18 protein-coding genes are annotated in these 18,430 nt (G+C 69.6%); 12 read left to right on the forward strand and 6 right to left on the reverse strand.

What is annotated here, in order from left to right; all coding sequences use genetic code 11:
- Positions 1–70: 70 nt before the first annotated feature.
- The 5 genes from pgl to tkt all read right to left on the reverse strand — a co-directional run bounded on the left by pgl (position 71) and on the right by tkt (position 6,756).
- Positions 71–817, reverse strand: coding sequence for a 6-phosphogluconolactonase (gene pgl / locus QLQ12_RS43030; RefSeq protein ID WP_282766843.1), 747 nt, complete (start codon positions 815–817; stop codon positions 71–73).
- A 75-nt stretch (positions 818–892) separates the two neighbouring features.
- A complete protein-coding gene (locus QLQ12_RS43035; protein WP_282766844.1) occupies positions 893–1,876 on the reverse strand; it encodes a glucose-6-phosphate dehydrogenase assembly protein OpcA in 984 nt (327 codons plus the stop codon).
- Positions 1,873–3,390, reverse strand: a complete 1,518-nt coding sequence (zwf, locus tag QLQ12_RS43040) for a glucose-6-phosphate dehydrogenase (RefSeq protein ID WP_282766845.1) — start codon at positions 3,388–3,390, stop codon at positions 1,873–1,875. Before zwf ends, QLQ12_RS43035 begins: the two co-directional genes overlap by 4 nt.
- 77 nt (positions 3,391–3,467) lie before the next feature.
- The gene (gene tal, locus QLQ12_RS43045) at positions 3,468–4,604 is read right to left on the reverse strand and encodes a transaldolase (RefSeq protein ID WP_282766846.1); all 1,137 of its coding nucleotides are present in this window, start codon (positions 4,602–4,604) and stop codon (positions 3,468–3,470) included.
- Between the two features lie 37 nt (positions 4,605–4,641).
- A complete protein-coding gene (gene tkt, locus QLQ12_RS43050) occupies positions 4,642–6,756 on the reverse strand; it encodes a transketolase (RefSeq protein WP_282766847.1) in 2,115 nt (704 codons plus the stop codon).
- 265 nt (positions 6,757–7,021) lie between these two features.
- Between tkt and QLQ12_RS43055 the strand changes: the two genes are divergently transcribed.
- The 3 genes from QLQ12_RS43055 (at position 7,022) to QLQ12_RS43065 (ending at position 9,356) form a co-directional block, all read left to right on the forward strand.
- Entirely contained in the window at positions 7,022–7,975 is a 954-nt protein-coding gene (locus QLQ12_RS43055) for a heme o synthase (protein WP_282766868.1), read from the forward strand.
- Between the two features lie 209 nt (positions 7,976–8,184).
- Positions 8,185–8,478 carry a hypothetical protein gene (locus tag QLQ12_RS43060; RefSeq protein ID WP_282766848.1) on the forward strand — a complete coding sequence of 98 codons (294 nt, stop codon included), beginning with the start codon at positions 8,185–8,187 and terminating at the stop codon, positions 8,476–8,478.
- Positions 8,478–9,356: an ATP-grasp domain-containing protein gene (locus QLQ12_RS43065; protein WP_282766849.1), complete on the forward strand. Its 879-nt coding sequence runs from the start codon at positions 8,478–8,480 to the stop codon at positions 9,354–9,356. Before QLQ12_RS43060 ends, QLQ12_RS43065 begins: the two co-directional genes overlap by 1 nt.
- Before the next feature lie 129 nt (positions 9,357–9,485).
- On the opposite strand, the gene QLQ12_RS43070 is transcribed toward QLQ12_RS43065, so the two are convergent.
- The gene (locus QLQ12_RS43070; RefSeq protein WP_282766869.1) at positions 9,486–10,457 is read right to left on the reverse strand and encodes a COX15/CtaA family protein; all 972 of its coding nucleotides are present in this window, start codon (positions 10,455–10,457) and stop codon (positions 9,486–9,488) included.
- Between the two features lie 126 nt (positions 10,458–10,583).
- Between QLQ12_RS43070 and QLQ12_RS43075 the strand changes: the two genes are divergently transcribed.
- The 9 genes from QLQ12_RS43075 (at position 10,584) to QLQ12_RS43115 (ending at position 18,309) form a co-directional block, all read left to right on the forward strand.
- On the forward strand, positions 10,584–11,309 hold the full coding sequence (locus QLQ12_RS43075) for a helix-turn-helix transcriptional regulator (protein ID WP_282766850.1): 726 nt from the start codon (positions 10,584–10,586) through the stop codon (positions 11,307–11,309).
- A complete protein-coding gene (sufB, locus tag QLQ12_RS43080; RefSeq protein ID WP_282766851.1) occupies positions 11,306–12,727 on the forward strand; it encodes a Fe-S cluster assembly protein SufB in 1,422 nt (473 codons plus the stop codon). The genes QLQ12_RS43075 and sufB overlap by 4 nt, the downstream gene beginning before the upstream one ends.
- Positions 12,728–12,783: 56 nt before the next feature.
- Complete coding sequence (gene sufD, locus QLQ12_RS43085; RefSeq protein WP_282766852.1) at positions 12,784–13,911, forward strand: Fe-S cluster assembly protein SufD; 1,128 nt, start codon at positions 12,784–12,786, stop codon at positions 13,909–13,911.
- Entirely contained in the window at positions 13,911–14,243 is a 333-nt protein-coding gene (locus QLQ12_RS43090; protein ID WP_282766853.1) for a non-heme iron oxygenase ferredoxin subunit, read from the forward strand. Before sufD ends, QLQ12_RS43090 begins: the two co-directional genes overlap by 1 nt.
- Positions 14,240–14,998, forward strand: a complete 759-nt coding sequence (sufC, locus tag QLQ12_RS43095; protein ID WP_282766854.1) for a Fe-S cluster assembly ATPase SufC — start codon at positions 14,240–14,242, stop codon at positions 14,996–14,998. Before QLQ12_RS43090 ends, sufC begins: the two co-directional genes overlap by 4 nt.
- Before the next feature lie 14 nt (positions 14,999–15,012).
- Positions 15,013–16,242 (forward strand): cysteine desulfurase, encoded by a 1,230-nt coding sequence (locus tag QLQ12_RS43100; protein ID WP_282766855.1) that lies wholly within the window; start codon positions 15,013–15,015, stop codon positions 16,240–16,242.
- Positions 16,239–16,694, forward strand: a complete 456-nt coding sequence (sufU, locus tag QLQ12_RS43105) for a Fe-S cluster assembly sulfur transfer protein SufU (protein WP_282766870.1) — start codon at positions 16,239–16,241, stop codon at positions 16,692–16,694. The genes QLQ12_RS43100 and sufU overlap by 4 nt, the downstream gene beginning before the upstream one ends.
- A gap of 372 nt (positions 16,695–17,066) precedes the next feature.
- A complete protein-coding gene (locus QLQ12_RS43110) occupies positions 17,067–17,447 on the forward strand; it encodes a metal-sulfur cluster assembly factor (RefSeq protein WP_282766871.1) in 381 nt (126 codons plus the stop codon).
- A 106-nt stretch (positions 17,448–17,553) separates the two neighbouring features.
- Complete coding sequence (locus QLQ12_RS43115) at positions 17,554–18,309, forward strand: maleylpyruvate isomerase family mycothiol-dependent enzyme (RefSeq protein ID WP_282766856.1); 756 nt, start codon at positions 17,554–17,556, stop codon at positions 18,307–18,309.
- The last annotated feature ends 121 nt before the right edge of the window (positions 18,310–18,430 follow it).

The raw sequence follows: 18,430 nt of genomic DNA on the forward strand, positions 1-18,430 counted from the left end.
CCCGCCCCCTACGCCCGGCCCGGGGGGGCCCCGGGGGGGCTCACGGGTGACCCCGCGGTCCCGGCGGCGGTCAGGGGCGGGTGGGCACCTTCGCGGCGGCAGCCTGGTCCAGGAGCCAGAGCGTCTTCTGTACGCCCGTCGCGCTCGCCGCCGGCAGGTGACCGCCGGAGAGGACGGCGCCGATCGGGGCGGCCTTGTCCGGCCCGGCCGCGATCAGCCACACCTCGTCGGCGCTCTGGATCGTGGGCAGCGTGAGGGTGACCCGGGTCGGCGGCGGTTTCGGGCTGTCGAAGGTGGCGGCCGTCGTGCCGGTCTCCTGGAGCACCGGATGGTCCGGGAAGAGCGAGGCCACGTGGCCGTCCTCGCCGACTCCCAGCATCAGCACGTCGAAGCGGGGCAGCGCGGCGCCGGGCTCGGCCGAGGCGGCCAGTTCGGCCGCGTAACGGGCCGCGCCGGCCACCGGGTCGTCGCCGTCCGGGCCGTCGGAGGCCGGCATGGCGTGCACCCGGGCGGCGTCCAGGGGCAGCTTGTCCAGCAGGGCCTCGCGGGCCTGGGTCTCGTTGCGGTCCGGGTCGCCGGAGGGCAGGAACCGTTCGTCGCCCCACCACAGGTCGAGCCGGGACCAGTCGATCGCGGCGGAGGCGGGTAGTTCCCGCACCGAGCGCAGCACCTTCGCCGCTACCCGCCCACCGGTCAGCACCACGCTTGCCGAGCCGTGCACCGCCTGCGCGTCGAGGATCTTGACGACGAGCCGTGCCGCCACCGTGGACGCCAGGATGTCGGCGTCCGGAACCACCACGACCACGGTCTCACTCAATTGGGTTCACTCCCTTGATGAAGGGCCGCCCGCCGCGGATGCGGCGAGCGGCCCTGTTCTCTGGCTCTGTCGTCGTCAGGAGGCGGAACCGGCGATCGCGGCCAGCGCCGGATCCCTCCAGACGTGCACCCGCTGCGGGTTGCGGTTGTCCAGGCCGGACAGCCCGGCCATGGCACCGAGGGCGTCCGCGTAGATCTGGTCGGCGTCGAGGCGGCGCAGCTCCTCGGCCAGCTCGTCCCCGACCGGCCGCTTGGGAAGCGGCATGTAACGGTCCTCCTGGCCGGTACGGCTGAACAGGGCCGTGCCCTCCTCGCGGGTGACCCGGACGCAGTCGCCGTTCTCGCACTGGAGCTCCACCGAGTGCAGGCGGGGCGCCCGGTCGGTGTGCTCCAGGGTCGGTTCGATACCGAGCCGCGACTTGAGCCAGCCCAGCATCAGCCACGCGGTGGGGTCACGGTCCGGTGCGACGATCCTGGCGCCGGTGACCCGGGCCTCGGTGCTGTCGAAGGCGCCGGCGACCAGGGAACGCCAGAGCGTGATCCGGGTCCAGGTGAGGTCGGTGTCGCCGGGCGCGTAGTCGACGGCCCGCTGCTTCAGCGCGGCCACCGGGTCGGGCGCCTGCGCGCTGTCGGTGATCCGCCGCTCCGAGACGACGCCCAGGAAGTCGTTGGCGATCATGTCGGGCGGTTCCTGGTGCCACCACGTGACCACCGGGACGTCCGGGGCGAGCAGCGGCATCACCACCGACTCGGCGTGCAGCGCGAGGCGGCCGTACATCCGCATGACGACCGCCTCGGCGGGGCCGAGGCGCCCGCCCACGACGATCTCGGCGTCCAGCCGGCTGCGGCCCTCCAGGTCGGAGCGGACCACGATGAGCAGCCGGCAGGGGTGCGCGGCCGCGGCGATGGTGGCCGCCGCCTCGGCTTCCCGGACCTTCTTCTCCTCGACCACCGCGATCAGGGTGAGGGCCAGGCCGGAGGCCACGCCGCCGGCACTGCGCCGTTCCGCGGCCAGGGCCTTCACGACCTCGCTACCGGTGGTGTCCCACAGACCGATCATGCCCGCCTCCAGGTACGGCCTTCGCGCGCCAGCATCTCGTCGGAGGCCCGGGGGCCCCACTCGCCGGCCCGGTACGGTTCCGGCTTGGTGCCCGCCCAGGCGGCCTCCAGCGGGTCGATGACCCGCCACGACTGCTCGATCTCGGCGGCGTCCGGGAAGAGCGTCCGGTCGCCGATCAGCACGTCCAGGACGAGACGTTCGTACGCCTCGGGGCTGGACTCGGTGAAGGCCTCGCCGTACTGGAAGTCCATCGCGATGTCGCGGACCTCCATGGAGGTGCCCGGCACCTTGGAGCCGAACTTGAGGACCACGCCCTCGTCCGGCTGCACCCGGACGACGAGCTGGTTGTGGCCCAGCATCTCCACGTCGGCCGGATCGAACGGCAGGTGCGGCGCCCTCTTGAAGAGGATCGCGATCTCGGTGACCCGGCGCGGCATGCGCTTGCCGACTCGCACGTAGAACGGGACGCCGGCCCAGCGCCGGTTCTGAATGCCGAGGCGGACGGCCGCGTAGGTCTCCGTGGTGGAGTTCGGCGGGATGTTCGGCTCTTCCAGGTAGCCGCCGGCACGCTCACCGGCCACCCAGCCGGGCAGATATTGCCCGCGGACGGAACCGGTGCTGATGTCGGCCGGCAGGCTGATCGCCTTCAGGACCTTGAGCTTCTCGGCGCGTACCTCCTGGGGGTCGAAGCTCGTCGGCTCCTCCATGCCCACCAGGGCCAGCAGCTGCAGCAGGTGGTTCTGAAGCACGTCGCGCGCGGCGCCGGAGGCGTCGTAGAACGCGGCCCGGGTGCCGATGCCGACGTCCTCGGCCATGGTGATCTGCACACTGTCGACGTACTTCGAGTTCCACACCGGCTCGAACAGGCTGTTCGCGAAGCGCAGGGCAAGGATGTTCTGGACCGTCTCCTTGCCGAGGTAGTGGTCGATGCGGAAGACGTCCTCCGGGTTGAACACGTCGTCGACGAGCTGGTTGAGCTGGACGGCGCTCTGCAGGTCGTGCCCGAAGGGCTTCTCCACCACGACCCGACGCCACCCGCCGGACTTGTCGCTGTCGGCCATCCCGGTGCGGTTGAGCTGGTTGAGCACCAGCGGGAACGCGGCCGGCGGGATGGAGAAGTAGAAGGCGGTGCTGCCGGCGATGCCGTTGCGAACCCGGAGGTCGTCGAGAGTCTCGGCGAGTTTGTCGAAGTCGCCGTCGTCGTCGAAGGAGCCCGGAACGAAGTGGAACTGGCTGTTGAGCCGTTGCCAGACGTCCTCACGCCAGGGCGTCCGGGCGCCCTTCTTGGCGGCGGCGTAGGCGAGGGACTCGAAGTCGCCGTCGCCCCAGTCGGCGCGGGCGAAGCCGACGACCACGAAGCCCGGCGGCAGCAGACCACGGTTGGCCAGGTCGTACACGGCCGGGATGAGCTTCTTTCGGGACAGGTCACCGGTGACCCCGAAGATCACCAGAGCGCAGGGCTCCGGGATCCGTGGAAGCCGACGGTCCTGTGCGGTGCGCAGCGGATTACCCACGTTGCCATCCTGCCAGTTTTTCGGAGGTGGAGCGGCCTGTCGCGGGAGACCCCGCGACAGGCCACAGACGGTGCTCGTCAGGCAGCGTCGCTGGGGTGCTTCGCACCGGAGGAAGCGGCCTTGAGGGACTTGGCGACGCCCTCGAGAAGCTCGTTCCAGCTCGCCTCGAACTTCTCCACGCCCTCGTCCTCGAGGACCTTGAAGACGTCGGCGAAGTCGATGCCGACCGCCGCGAGGTCGGTGAAGACCTTGTGGGCGTCCGCGAAGTTGCCGGTGATGGTGTCGCCGCGGGTGGTGCCGTGGTCCTCGAACGCGAAGATCACCGGCTCCGGCATGGTGTTCACCGTGCCGGGCGCGATCAGCTCCTCGACGTAGATGGTGTCGAGGAACTCGGGGTTCTTCGTCCCCGTCGACGCCCAGAGCGGACGCTGCGGGTGGGCGCCGGCGCCGGCCAGGGCCTTCCAGCGGTCGCTGCCGAAGACCTTGGTGTACGCCTCGTACGCCAGCCGGGCGTTGGCGATGGCCGCCTTGCCCTTGAGCGCCTTGGCCTCGTCCGAACCGATCTTGTCGAGGCGCTTGTCGACCTCGCTGTCCACGCGGGAGACGAAGAACGACGCGACCGAACCGATCTTGGAGAGGTCGTGGCCGTTGGCCTTGGCCAGTTCCAGGCCCGCCAGGAACGCGTCCATGACGGCGCCGTAGCGCTCGACCGAGAAGATCAGCGTGACGTTGACGCTGATGCCCGCGCCCAGCACCTGGGTGATGGCGGGCAGGCCGGCCAGCGTCGCCGGGATCTTGATGTAGAGGTTGGGACGGTCGACCAGCCACCACAGCGTCTTCGCCTCGGCGACCGTCGACTCGGTCTCGTGCGCCTTGCGCGGGTCGACCTCGATGGACACCCGGCCGTCGACACCGTTCGACGCGTCGTACGCCGGACGGAAGACGTCGGTCGCCCAGCGCACGTCCTTGGCGGTCATCAGGCGGACCGCCTCCTCGACCGTCACGCCCTGCAGAGCGAGGTCACGCAGCTGCTCGTCGTAGGCGTCGGCGTCGGAGAGCGCCTTCTGGAAGATGCTCGGGTTGGTGGTCACGCCGACCACGTGCTGCTCGGTGCGCAGCTTGTCCAGCGATCCGCTGGTCAGGCGAACCCGGGAGAGGTCGTCGAGCCATACCGCGACACCCGCGGCGGACAGTTCAGCCAGCCTGTCGGTCATTTCCCTCAGCTCCTGAATATCGAAAAAGGGTAGAAGTTCAGTTGCCGGTCTTGTGACCGGTGATCTCGCCGATCTTGGCGAGGGAGGCGTGGGCCTTCGCGACGACGTTGTCAGCGGTGAACCCGAACTGCTCGAACAGGACCTGCGCCGGGGCGCTGGCGCCGTAGTGCTCGATGCTGACCGCCTCGCCGGCGTCGCCGAGGATGCGGTCCCAGCTCATCCGGATGCCGGCCTCGACGGTGACGCGGGCCTTCACCCCGTGCGGCAGCACCTGCTGCTGGTACGCCGTGTCCTGCTGGAAGAACCACTCCTGGCAGGGCATCGAGACGACCCGGGTGGGGGTGCCCTCGGCCTCCAGGCGCTCCTGTGCGGTGAGCGCGATCGACACCTCGGAGCCGCTGGCGATCAGGATCACCTTCGGGGCGCCGTTGGACGCCTCGGAGAGGATGTAGCCGCCCTTGAGGGTGCCCTCGGCCGACGCGTACTTGGAACGGTCGACGATCGGCAGGTTCTGCCGGGACAGCGCGAGCGCGGTCGGGCGGTCGGTGTGCTCCAGAGCGCCACGCCAGGCCCACGCCGTCTCGTTGGCGTCGGCCGGGCGGACCACGTCGAGGCCGACGATGGCGCGCAGCGCGGTCAGCGTCTCGATCGGCTGGTGCGTCGGGCCGTCCTCGCCGAGGCCGATCGAGTCGTGCGTCCACACGAAGATGACCGGCAGCTTCATCAGCGCGGAGAGGCGGACCGCGCCGCGCATGTAGTCGCTGAAGACGAGGAAGGTGCCGCCGTACGGCCGGGTGCCGCCGTGCACCGCGATGCCGTTGAGGATCGAGCCCATGCCGTGCTCGCGGATGCCGAAGTGCAGCGTCCGGCCGTACTCGTGACCGGGGAAGTCCTTCGTCGCGTACTCCGCCGGAATGAAGGACGGCTCACCCTTCATGGTGGTGTTGTTGCTCTCCGCCAGGTCGGCGGAGCCACCCCACAGCTCGGGGAGCACCGGCGCGAGCGCCTCCAGGACCTTGCCGGACGCGGCACGGGTGGCCAGGCCCTTGGCGTCCGCGGGGAACTCGGGCAGCGCTTTGTGCCAGCCCTCCGGAAGGGTCCGGCCGGCGAGGCGGTCGAAGAGCGCCTTGCCCTCGCTGTTGCCGGCGGCCCAGGCGTCGAACGCCTTCTGCCACTGCGCGCGAGCCGCCCGGCCGCGCTCGACGACCTGCTGCGCGTGCTTGACGACCTCGTCGTCGATCGCGAACGGCTCGTCGGCGAAGCCCATCAGCTCCTTGGTGGCGGTGATCTCGGCCGCGCCCAGGGCGGAACCGTGGATCTTGCCGGTGTTCTGCTTCTTCGGCGCCGGCCAGCCGATCACCGTCTTCAGCACGATGAACGACGGCTTGTCGGTCACCGCCTTGGCGGCCTGGATCGCGTTCCAGAGTTCCTCGACGTCCTCGGTGTACGGGTCGGTGCCGCGCCAGTCGACCGTCTGGACGTGCCAGCCGTACGCCTCGTAGCGGGCGCCGACGTCCTCGTTCTTCGCGATCCGGGTGTCGTCCTCGATGGAGATCTCGTTGTCGTCGTAGATGACCACGAGGTTGCCGAGTTTCTGCACCGACGCGATGGCGCTGGACTCGTGGCTGACGCCCTCCTCGATGTCGCCGTCCGAGGCGATCGAGTAGACGTAGTGGTCGAACGGCGACTGGCCGGCCGCGGTGTCCGGGTCGAGCAAGCCGCGCACGCGGCGGGCCGACATGGCCATGCCGACCGCGTTGCCGATGCCCTGGCCCAGCGGGCCGGTGGTGATCTCGACGCCGGGGGTGTGGCCGTACTCCGGGTGACCGGGGGTCAGCGAATCCCACTGGCGCAGCGATTTCAGGTCATCCAGTGACAGGCTGTAGCCATTGAGGAACAACTGAATGTAGAGCGTGAGGCTGGAGTGACCACAGGACAGCACGAAGCGGTCGCGTCCCGCCCAGTCCGGGTCCGTGGGGTCGTGCCGCAGCACACGGTTGAACAGAAGATAGGCGGCCGGGGCGAGACTCATGGCCGTACCGGGGTGGCCGTTACCGGCCTTCTCCACGGCGTCCATGGCCAGCACCCGGGTGGTGTCCACCGCCTTGCGGTCGAGGTCGGACCAGTTGAGAGCGGGATCTGTGGCAGCCACGTCGGTTCTGCTCCTCGGGCAAAATTATGGAACCCTTTTCGGCTTGACCCTATCCAGTCGGCCTAAACGCATGCGCAGCGAACGCACTAGGCACATACGCTGTGAGCGGACATGCCAGTTCAACGGGTGTGACCGTCTGCACCCGTACCGGGTGCCCCGAGCAGCGGAGACGGCGACGCGTAGGCTGTCCGGGCGGACCGCCGGGTCGACACCCGGTTAACGGCCGCGAAATAAAGGCGATGCCGGAAGGTGGCTGTCCGTGAGCATGATCACCGAGCGTCCCGTCCAGCGGCGGACGCCCGGCGCGCCTGAGCGTCCCGGTCGCGCCCCGCGTTCCCAGGCCCGGCGGAACTGGGTGGCGACGTTCCGGGCGTACCTCACCCTGACCAAGCCGCAGATCGTGGAACTGCTGCTGGTCACCACCGTGCCGACCATGATGCTCGCCGCCGGTGGGTGGCCTGACCCGGTCACATTCACGGCCGTGCTGGTCGGCGGCGGTCTGGCGGGCGGTGCGGCGAGCGCGCTGAACTGTTACATCGACCGCGACATCGACGAGCTGATGCGGCGCACCAAGCGGCGGCCGCTGCCGGCGAACCAGATGACCCCGCGGGCGGTTCTGATCTTCGGCCTGACCCTCGCTGTGATCTCGGTCGCGCTGATGGCGCTTCTCACCAATTGGTTGGCCACCGCGCTGACCGCGTTCTCCATCTTCTACTACGACGTCGTCTACACCCTCTGGTTGAAGCGGCGGACCCCGGCCAACACATTCTGGGGTGGAGTGTGCGGCGCGGCTCCGGTGGTGATCGGCTGGGCCGCCGTCACCGGCACCATCCCGCCGATGGCGTGGGCGCTTTTCGCGATTGTCTTCTTCTGGCAGATGCCGCACTTCTATGCGCTCGCCGTGAAGTACAAGGACGACTATGCGCGAGCCGGTGTGCCGATGCTGCCGGTGGTGCGCTCGATGAAGCGGGTCAACTTCGAGATCGTGCTCTACACCGTTCTCACCGTGGTGGCCTCTCTCGTCGCCTGGCCGCTCGGTCTCGGCCCGATCTACGGGGTCACCGCGATCGTGATGGGCGGGGTCTTCCTCTTCGAGGCGGTCCGGCTGGCCCGGCAGGAGGGCGGTGGCGCCGCGGTCCGGCCGATGCGCCTGTTCCACCTGTCGATCACCTACCTCACGGTGGTCTTCATGGCCGTCGCCGTTGACGCTCTGATCTGACCGGCGCGGAACCGTCGCACAGGATGCCCGGATTGTCGCCAGTGTCAATCACTGTCCGTCACTCGAAGGGCGGATAATGGGCCCGGGTGCAAATCAGACGTTACCGGTTCATAACAATAAGCCGATTCTCGAAACCTCCAGGTAATTGGAGTCACAAAAACCGATCAGGGTCCCCCCTGCGGCCCTGGTGACTGCATAGGCTGCGGAGCATGGCAGAAGGTTCCGTTACGACACTGACTTCCGACATCAAGACTTTCGCCGCCGGGCACGGCGGTGCGAAGGCGGTGATCGAGTACGTCGGTAAGCGCGGCGCCCGCATCGTTCTCGTCGGCGAGGACGGCGAGTGGTCCGACCAGTTCGCCAAGGACACCGGGCTCGCGCGTGAGGCGTGCGAGCACGCCGGAGTCAAGGTGGAGAACGAGTGGGAGCGCGAGCTCCTGGAGCAGATGCGGCCGAGCAACGACCTGTGGCGGTCGATGTCACGCCGGAGCATGGCCCGCTGATGGGCCGAGACGCCCACGTCGCGCTGGTCACCTGTGCCGGCTTCCCCGACCTCTGGGACGACGACCACCCCCTGCGCGACGCCCTCCGTGAGCGCGGGGTGACCGTCGACGCGGTCAGCTGGGACGACCCGGCGGCCGACTGGTCCACCTACGATCTGACCGTCCTGCGCTCCCCGTGGGACTACGTGGCCCGGCATGAGCGGTTCGTCGAGTGGGCCCGGTCCGTTCCCCGGCTGGCCAACCCGGCCGACATCGTCGCGTGGAACACCGACAAGCGATACCTCAGCGAGATCGCCGCCGCCGGCCTTCCGATCATCCCGACCGAGTTCATCGGCCCGGGGGACTCCTGGACCCCGTCGTCGGCGGGCGTGTGGGTGGTCAAGCCGACGATCAGCGCCGGCAGCCAGGACACCGCCCGCTACACCCTTCCCGGCGAGTCGGCCCTCGCCGCGGCACATGTCGAGCGGCTCACCACCGCCGGGCGGACCGTGATGGTCCAGCCCTACCTGTCAGCGGTGGACACCGCCGGTGAGACCGCGGTGCTCTGCATCCCGGACGCGACCGGCGAGCTGACCTTCAGCCACGGCATCCGGAAAGGCGCGATGCTCACCGGCCCGGCCGGCGCCCCGGTCGACCTGGGCTCGGAGCGGATCACCCCGCGCGAGCCGTCGGCGGCCGAGCTGGAACTGGCCGAGCGGGTGCTGGCCGTCATCCCGGGCGGCGCGAAGCGGCTGCTCTACGCCCGGATCGACCTGATTCCCGGCCCCGACGGATCGCCGACCCTGATCGAGCTGGAGCTCACCGAGCCGTCGCTGTTCCTGCGGTCCGCGCCCGCCGCGGCCGGCCGGCTCGCGGACGCGATCCTCGCCCGGCTCTGATCCGCCGGCGCGAACGGGCGTCGCCGCGCCCCGACGTCACACACATCGAGTCCCGACATGACGAAGGCCGCCCCGAGAGGCGGCCTTCTCTGTGTCTTCTCGCGACCCACGGGTGCCGCGGGGAGCGTCTCAGGCCGCGGGGACCGGCTCGCCGACGGCCGCCGGCGTGGGCGCCGGCGGGGCCGGGGCGGGTGACTCCGGGCGCGAGCGCAGCGACCAGAGCACGGCCAGGGTGGAGGTCCAGACCAGGCCGGAACCGAGCATGTGCGCGGCCACCAGCGCCACCGGCAGATGCGTGAAGTACTGCACGAAGCCGATCAGGCCCTGCCCCATCTCGACCCAGAACAGCACGGCCACGGCGCGGACCGCGGCCGCCGGGGCGCCCACCGCGCGCAGCGCGAACCACAGCGCCACCGTCAGGCCGATCAGCAGGAAGACCAGGTCCGCGTGCACCTGGGAGATCTGGGCTGGGTCCAGGCCGTTGCGCTTGGCACCCTGGTCGCCGGAGTGCGGGCCGCTGCCGGTGACCACCACGCCGGCCGCGATCACCGCGAGGCCGGCCGCGGCGGTCACCCGGGCCAGTTGCCGCAGCGGAGCCGGGACCAGCGGGACCGGGTCGCCGTCGCCCTCGCCGACGCGGCGCCACAGTGCGAACGCCCCGGCGATGAGGGCGATGGAGAGGATGAAGTGCAGCCCGACCACCCACGGGTTGAGGTTGGTGAGCACGGTGATGCCGCCGATGACGCCCTGCCCGGGGATGCCGAGCGCGATCGCGACCGAGAGCCGGGTCAGGGACCGGCGCCGGCGGACCAGGGCGCCGATGAAACACGCCACCGCGATCGCCACCAGGACGAAGGTGAGCAGGCGGTTGCCGAATTCGATGGCGCCGTTGATGCCCATCTCGGGTGTCGACACGTACGACTCGTCGGTGCACCGGGGCCAGGTGGGGCAGCCGAGGCCGGACTTGGTGAGCCGGACGGCGGCGCCGGTGACGATGATCCCGATGTTGGCGATCAGCGAGGCCAGGGCCAGGCCACGCAGCGAGGAGCCGAACCACCGGGCGGGGCGGGAGACCAGGAAAGCGGACGCCAGGCGCACCATGGAGGACTTCACCCCGGGCATCGTACGCCCGTGCAAGATCATGGTTTTCGCAGCTCCGGCAACCGGTGTGGTGGATCACCGGGCCCCGGTTTGCAGGGCTCCCGGGAAATACGTAACGTTGGAGTAGTGAAAAACGAGGTGCTGCTCCAGATCGGCGCGCCGGCTCCGGCCGGCGCCGCTGACGGGCGCACCCGTGACCGCGTCGCCCAGCTTCTGCTGAAGCACGGGGCCACCACCGCGGCCGAGCTCGGCGCCGCACTCGGCCTGAGTTCCGCCGCGATCCGCAAGCACCTCGACGCGATGCTCGCCGAGCGCCTCGTCGAGACGCGCGAGCTGCGGCAGAACAAGCCGCGCGGCCGTGGCCGGCCGGCCAAGGCCTTCGTGCTCACGGCCGCCGCTCGTGAGGACCTCAATCCGCATCACTACGACGGCATCGCCACGGCGGCCCTGCGCTGGATCGCTCAGCAGCACGGTCCCGAGGCCGTCTCGGCCTTCGCCGCGGCCCAGGTCGCCGCGCTGGAGGAGCGTTGCCAGGCCGCGCTGCGATCGGCTGGCGACGACCCGATCACACGTGCCGAGGCGCTCGCCGAGGTGCTCACCGCCGAGGGCTACGCTGCCAGCGCGACCACGATCGCGTCCGGCGGGCAGCTGTGCCAACATCATTGTCCGGTGGCTCACGTGGCTGCCGAGTTTCCTCAGTTGTGCGACGCCGAGACCGAAGTCATCTCGCGGCTCATCGGCACCCACGTGCAGCGTCTCGCCACCATCGCGCACGGCGACGGGGTGTGCACCACGCACATCCCCACCCCCGCAGTGCGCACCACCGCAATCACGGTTAGGACAGATAAATGACTGACCAGATCGTCACTCAGGAAGAGCACCTCGCCGCTCTTGGTCGGTACGAGTACGGCTGGGCCGACACCGACACCGCGGGCGCCACCGCTCAGCGGGGCCTGTCCGAGGCGGTGGTGCGCAACATCTCCGCGCTGAAGAGCGAGCCGCAGTGGATGCTGGATCTGCGTCTCAAGGGCCTGCGCCTGTTCGACCGCAAGCCCATGCCGAACTGGGGCGCCGACCTCACCGGCATCGACTTCCAGAACATCAAGTACTTCGTGCGCTCCACCGAGAAGCAGGCCGCTTCCTGGGAGGACCTGCCCGAGGACATCAAGGCGACGTACGACCGGCTCGGCATCCCCGAGGCGGAGAAGCAGCGCCTGGTCGCCGGTGTCGCCGCGCAGTACGAGTCCGAGGTCGTCTACCACGCGATCCGTGAGGACCTGGAGGAGCAGGGCGTCCTCTTCCTCGACACCGACACCGCGCTGCGCGAGCACGAGGAGCTCTTCCGGGAGTACTTCGGCACCGTCATCCCGGTCGGCGACAACAAGTTCGCCGCGCTCAACACGAGCGTGTGGTCCGGTGGCTCGTTCATCTACGTGCCGAAGGGCGTGCACGTGGACATCCCGCTGCAGGCCTACTTCCGGATCAACACGGAGAACATGGGTCAGTTCGAGCGGACCCTGATCATCGCCGACGAGGGCAGCTACGTGCACTACGTCGAGGGCTGCACCGCGCCGATCTACTCGTCCGACTCGCTGCACTCCGCGGTCGTCGAGATCGTCGTGAAGAAGAACGCCCGGGTCCGTTACACGACCATCCAGAACTGGTCGAACAACGTCTACAACCTGGTCACCAAGCGCGCCACCTGCGAAGAGGGCGCGACCATGGAGTGGGTCGACGGCAACATCGGCTCCAAGGTGACCATGAAGTACCCGGCGGTCTACATGACCGGCGCGCACGCCAAGGGCGAGGTCCTCTCGATCGCCATGGCCGGTGAGGGCCAGCACCAGGACTCCGGCGCCAAGATGGTGCACGCCGCGCCGCACACCTCCTCGACGATCATCTCCAAGTCGATCGCCCGGGGCGGTGGCCGCACGTCGTACCGCGGTCTCGTGCAGGTGCTGGAGGGCTCGTCGCAGTCCAAGAGCACGGTCAAGTGCGACGCCCTGCTGGTCGACACGATCTCCCGGTCCGACACGTACCCGTATGTCGACATCCGCGAGGACGACGTCAACATGGGCCACGAGGCGACCGTCTCCAAGGTCAGCGAGGACCAGCTCTTCTACCTGATGAGCCGGGGCATGACCGAGGACGAGGCGATGGCGATGATCGTGCGTGGCTTCATCGAGCCGATCGCCAAGGAGCTCCCGATGGAGTACGCCCTGGAGCTGAACCGCCTGATCGAGCTGCAGATGGAAGGGGCAGTGGGCTAGCGCCCACATGCCGAAGAGCCCCAACTGGTCAAGGTCAAAGAAGGTTAAAGCAGAAAATGACAACCGAGGCCATCGCCCCGCCGAGCACCAAGTCGCAGGTGCTGCGCTCCTTCGACGTCGCCGACTTCCCGGCCCTCAACGGCCTGGAGGAGGAGTGGCGTTTCACCCCGCTCAAGCGGCTGCGTGACCTGGTCACCGCCACGTCGCTGACCGGGGCCGCACCTTCGCGAGAGTACGGCGACCTGCCCGCCGGGGTGACGGTGTCCGACGCGGACGACGTGGATCCGGTTCTCACCCCGTTCGACCGGGTCAGCGCTCTCGCGTACGGCTCGGCCGCCGGCGTCACCGTGATCGAGGTGGCGGCCGAGGCCGAGCCCGCCGAAGCCGCGGTCATCCGGCTGGTCGGCAAGGGTGGCGACGCCGCCGCCGCGCGCACCTTCGTCAAGGTGGGCAACTTCGCCAAGGCCACGATCGTGCTGGCGCAGACCGGCTCGGTCACCCTGGCCGACAACATCGAGGTCGTGGTGGGCGACAGCGCCCAGCTGACCTTCGTCACCCTGGCCGAGTGGGACCGCGACGCGGTCCAGGCGCAGCACGTCAAGCTGCGGGTCGGCAAGGACGCCCGGGTCCAGCACGTGCAGGTCACCCTCGGCGGCGACCTGGTCCGGCAGTTCACCAGCGTGGAATACACCGGGCGCGGCGGCGACGCCGAGCTGTGGGGCCTGTACTTCGCCGATGCCGGCCAGCACCAGGAGCACCGCCAGCTCGTCGACCACAGCGTGCCGGACTGCCGCAGCCACGTGGCGTACCGGGGCGCGCTCCAGGGCGCGTCGGCGCACACCGTCTGGGTCGGCGACGTGCTGATCCGGGCGGCGGCGACCGGCACCGACACGTACGAGATCAACCGGAACCTCATCCTGACCGATGGGGCGCGCGCCGACTCCGTACCCAATCTGGAGATCGAGACCGGTGAGGTGGCCGGGGCCGGGCACGCGAGCGCGACCGGCCGTTTCGACGACGAGCAGCTCTTCTATCTGATGGCGCGCGGCATTCCCGAAGCCGAGGCCCGCAAGCTGGTCGTCCGTGGCTTCTTCGCCGAGCTGATCAACAAGATCCCGGTCGGCGAACTGCGCGAGCGGCTCGGCGACGCCATCGAGGCCCGGCTGGTGGAGGCAGGGTCATAGTGTCTTTCGAGAACGTCGGGCCGGTTGCCGACGTGGCCAAGGGCGCCGTTCTCCAGGTGGAGGTCAATGGTGTCGAGGTCGCGATCGTGCACACCGACGACGACGAGTTCTACGCCATCCGCGACGAGTGCAGTCACGCCTCCGTGGCCCTCTCCGAGGGCGAGGTGGACGGGTGCACGCTGGAGTGCTGGCTGCACGGTTCCCGGTTCGACCTGCGCACCGGTGAGCCTTCCGGACCGCCCGCCATCGAGCCGGTGCCGGTCTTCCCCGTCGAGATCCGCGACGGCGACATCTACGTTTCGACATCACCGAGTAATGGAGTAGAGCCGTGAGCACCCTGGAGATCCGCGACCTGCAGGTGTCGGTGAAGCTGCCCGAGGGCGAGCTGAAGCCGATCCTGGCCGGTGTCGACCTGACCGTGAAGGCCGGCGAGACCCACGCCATCATGGGTCCGAACGGCTCCGGTAAGTCGACCCTGGCCTACTCGATCGCCGGCCACCCGAAGTACGAGATCACCGGCGGCTCGGTCACCCTCGACGGCGTCGACGTGCTCGAACTGAGCGTCGACGAGCGCGCCCGGGCCGGCCTCTTCCTGGCCATGCAGTACCCGGTCGAGGTTCCGGGTGTCTCGGTGGCGAACTTCCTGCGCACCGCGAAGACCGCGATCGACGGCGAGGCGCCGAAGCTGCGCACCTGGGCCGGCGAGCTGCGCGGCGCCATGGAGAAGCTCCAGATGGACCCCGCGTTCGCGCAGCGCAACGTGAACGAGGGCTTCTCCGGCGGTGAGAAGAAGCGGCACGAGATCATGCAGCTCGAGCTGCTCAAGCCGAAGATCGCGATCCTCGACGAGACCGACTCCGGCCTCGACATCGACGCGCTGCGTGTCGTCAGCGAGGGCGTCAACCGGGTCCGCGAGACTGGGGAGACCGGCTTCCTGCTGATCACCCACTACACCCGCATCCTCCGCTACATCAAGCCGGACTTCGTGCACGTCTTCGTCGGCGGCAAGATCGTCGAAGAGGGTGGCCCGGAGCTGGCCGAGCGGCTCGAGGCCGAGGGTTACGAGAAGTTCCTCACCCGAGCCTGAGGGGTTCTTCAACAATGAGCTTCGACGTCGAGCAGGTCCGTAAGGACTTCCCGATCTTCGAGCGGGAGGTCAACGGCCACCCGCTGGTCTACCTGGACAGCGCCAACACCTCGCAGAAGCCGGTTCAGGTGCTCGACGTCATGCGTGCGCACCAGGAGCGGTACAACGGCAACGTGTCCCGCTCCGTGCACACGCTCGGCACCGAGTCGACCGAGGCTTACGAGGGCGCCCGGGCCCGCATCGCCGCATTCATCGGCGCGGCGAGCCCGGACGAGGTGGTGTTCACCAAGAACTCCACCGAGGCGATCAACCTGGCCGCCTACTCGCTGGGGCAGATGCTGCGCCTCGGCCCGGGCGACGAAGTGGTGATCTCCGAGATGGAGCACCACTCCAACCTCGTGCCGTGGCAGCTGCTGTGCGAGCGGACCGGTGCCACGTTGCGCTGGTTCGGCATCACCGACTCCGGTTTCCTGGACGAGTCCCCGATCGATGAGCTGATCAACGAGCGCACCAAGATCGTCTCGCTGGTGCACATGTCGAACGTGCTCGGCACGGTCAACGACGTGTCCAGGATCTCCGCCCGCGCACGCGAGGTCGGTGCGCTGGTGATGCTCGACTGTTCGCAGTCGGTGCCGCACCTGCCCATCGACGTGCGGACTCTCGGCGCCGACCTGATCGCCTTCACCGGGCACAAGATGCTCGGCCCGACCGGCATTGGCGTGCTCTGGGGCCGTTTCGACCTGCTCGCCGAGATGCCGCCCTTCCTGGCCGGCGGCTCGATGATCGAGACGGTCACCATGGGCGGGACGACCTTCGCCGCGCCGCCGGCCCGCTTCGAGGCCGGCACCCCGCCGATCACCGAGGCCATCGGCCTCGGCGCGGCCGTCGATTACCTGACCGGGCTCGGCATGGACGCCGTCCACCGGCACGAGCAGGAGATCACCCGGTACGCGCTGGACGCGCTCACCTCGGTCCCCGGCGTGCGGATCTTCGGGCCCGCGACCATCGAGGGCCGGGGCGGCACGGTGTCGTTCGGCGTCGACGGGGTACACCCGCATGACGTGGGACAGGTCCTGGACGCGCTCGGTGTGGAAGTGCGGGTCGGGCACCACTGCGCACGGCCGGTGTGCTCGCGGTTCAGTGTGCCGGCGATGACCCGGGCCTCGTTCTACCTCTACACGACCCCGGCCGAGATCGACGCCCTGGCGCGGGGTCTCGACCAGGTCCGGAAGGTGTTCGGCTGATGCTCGACGGTCTCTACCAGGAGATCATCCTGGATCACTACAAGAACCCGCACGGCCGTGGCCTGCGGGACCCCTTCGACGGGGAGGCGCACCACGTCAACCCGACGTGCGGTGACGAGATCACCGTGCGGGTGTCCGCCGATCTGTCCGAGGTGTCGTACGACGGTCTGGGCTGTTCCATCAGCCAGGCCTCGGCGTCGGTGTTGCACGAGCTGGTGCAGGGTAAGGATGTGGCCTCGGCCGCGGAGATCCACCACGCCTTCGTGGAGCTGATGCAGAGCCGCGGCCAGATCGAGCCGGACGAGGAGGTCCTCGGCGACGGGATCGCCTTCGCCGGGGTCGCCAAGTTCCCGGCCCGGGTGAAGTGCGCGCTGCTGCCGTGGATGGCGTTCAAGGACGCGGCCGCCCGTGCCGGCGTCGACGTGGGCGTGAGCCCGGAGGTGAAGGCATGACCGCCTGCACCGAGCGTCGCTTCGGTGAGATGAACGACGGCGTTGCAGGTGAGGGCCAGAAGGGCATGCCAAGGGAGGCACAGCATGACTGAACAGACTGAGACGACCGTTCGTACCGTGGCCGCGGTGCCGGCCTCGGGGGCTGCTCCCGGCGCCGGCGAAGAGGTGCCGGACTGGCTGGCCGCCGAGCGTGCCGAGGCCGCTGAGGCCGGCGAGCCGGTCGAGGTGCCGTCGGTGAGTGTGTCGGCGTCGCCCGACGCCGCTTTCGACGCGGACGCCCCGTCGAGCTCCGACTCCGCCGTCGCGGGCGCCGCGCCCGCCGACGAGGTCGCGTCCGACACCGTCTCCGGCGGGACCGCCGCCGGTGAGGCCGTGGCGCCCAGCGCCGATGTGGCCGTGGTCGCCGCGGGGGAGAAGGCCGCGGTGAAGAAGGCTTCGACCGCGGAGGTCGAGGAGGCGATGAAGGACGTCGTCGACCCCGAGCTCGGCATCAACGTCGTCGACCTCGGCCTGGTCTACGGCACTCACGTGGACGACGACAACGTGGTCACCATCGACATGACGCTGACCTCGGCGGCCTGCCCGCTGACCGATGTCATCGAGGACCAGACCCGGCAGGCTCTGACGACCGGTCCGGGCGGCGGGCTCGTCAACGACTTCCGGATCAACTGGGTCTGGCTGCCGCCGTGGGGCCCAGACAAGATCACCGACGACGGCCGCGACCAGCTGCGGGCGCTGGGCTTCAACGTCTGACCCGATCCCGCAGGCGCTGGCTTTCCACCGCCCGGGGGTACGCCGTGAGGGCGGCGCGCGATCATGCGCGCCGCCCTCTGTCGTACCCCGGTGGTAGAAACCGGGCATGACTTCGACTCCGCCGTTTCCCGACCTGCTCACGCTGATCGAGGGGCGGTCGGCGGCGCTGCGTGACGCGGTCGCCGCCGCTCCGGACCTGAGTGTCACTGTGCCGGGCTGTCCCGGCTGGTCGCTCACCGATCTCGTCGCCCACCTGGGTGGTGTCCAGCGCTTCTGGGCCGCGGCGGTGGCCGCCGCTGACGATTCGGGTCCACCGGCCCGGGAGCGGGTCGGCGACCAGGAGCCACAGGGCGACCTGCTGGGGTGGTCGGCCGCCTCGACGGGCCTGCTGCTGGCCGCGTTGCGTGACGCCGGGCCCGAGTCGCCCTGCTGGACGTGGTGGGCCGGGTCCGGTGTGCCGCTCACGGCCGAGGCGGTCGCCCGTCACCAGGTGCAGGAGGCGGCCGTGCACGCCTATGACGCGCAGGAGACGATCGGCGGGGCCGAGCCGCTGCCGGCGGCCGTCGCGGTCGACGGGGTCGGTGAGTTCCTCTCCGTGGGTCTGGGTTCGCTGGGCGCCTGGCCGCACCGTCCGGCCCGGGTGGCCCTGCAGGCGATCGAGGGCCCGTCCTGGACGCTCGATCTGTCCCCGTCCGGGGCCAAGGAGGGTCCCGCGGCCAGCGGCGAGCCGGTCACCCGCATCCACGCGACGGCCAGTGATCTGGTGCTGGCTCTCTACCGTCGCATCCCTCTGGTGGACGTCCGCGTCGACGGTGACCGCACGGTCGCCGAGCAGCTTCTTGGGTGGAGCGGCAACGACTGACTCGCCGGCGGTGGGCCGGTTTCCCGGGGGCCGGCCCACCGGCTCTTGTTTCCTCTTTTAATCTCCCGGCAAATCTCGCGCGTCAATTCGGAAACGTGCCCGCGACATGTCGCTGTCGCCC

This window comes from Actinoplanes sandaracinus, from assembly GCF_030009775.1.
Taxonomy (GTDB): domain Bacteria; phylum Actinomycetota; class Actinomycetes; order Mycobacteriales; family Micromonosporaceae; genus Actinoplanes; species Actinoplanes sandaracinus.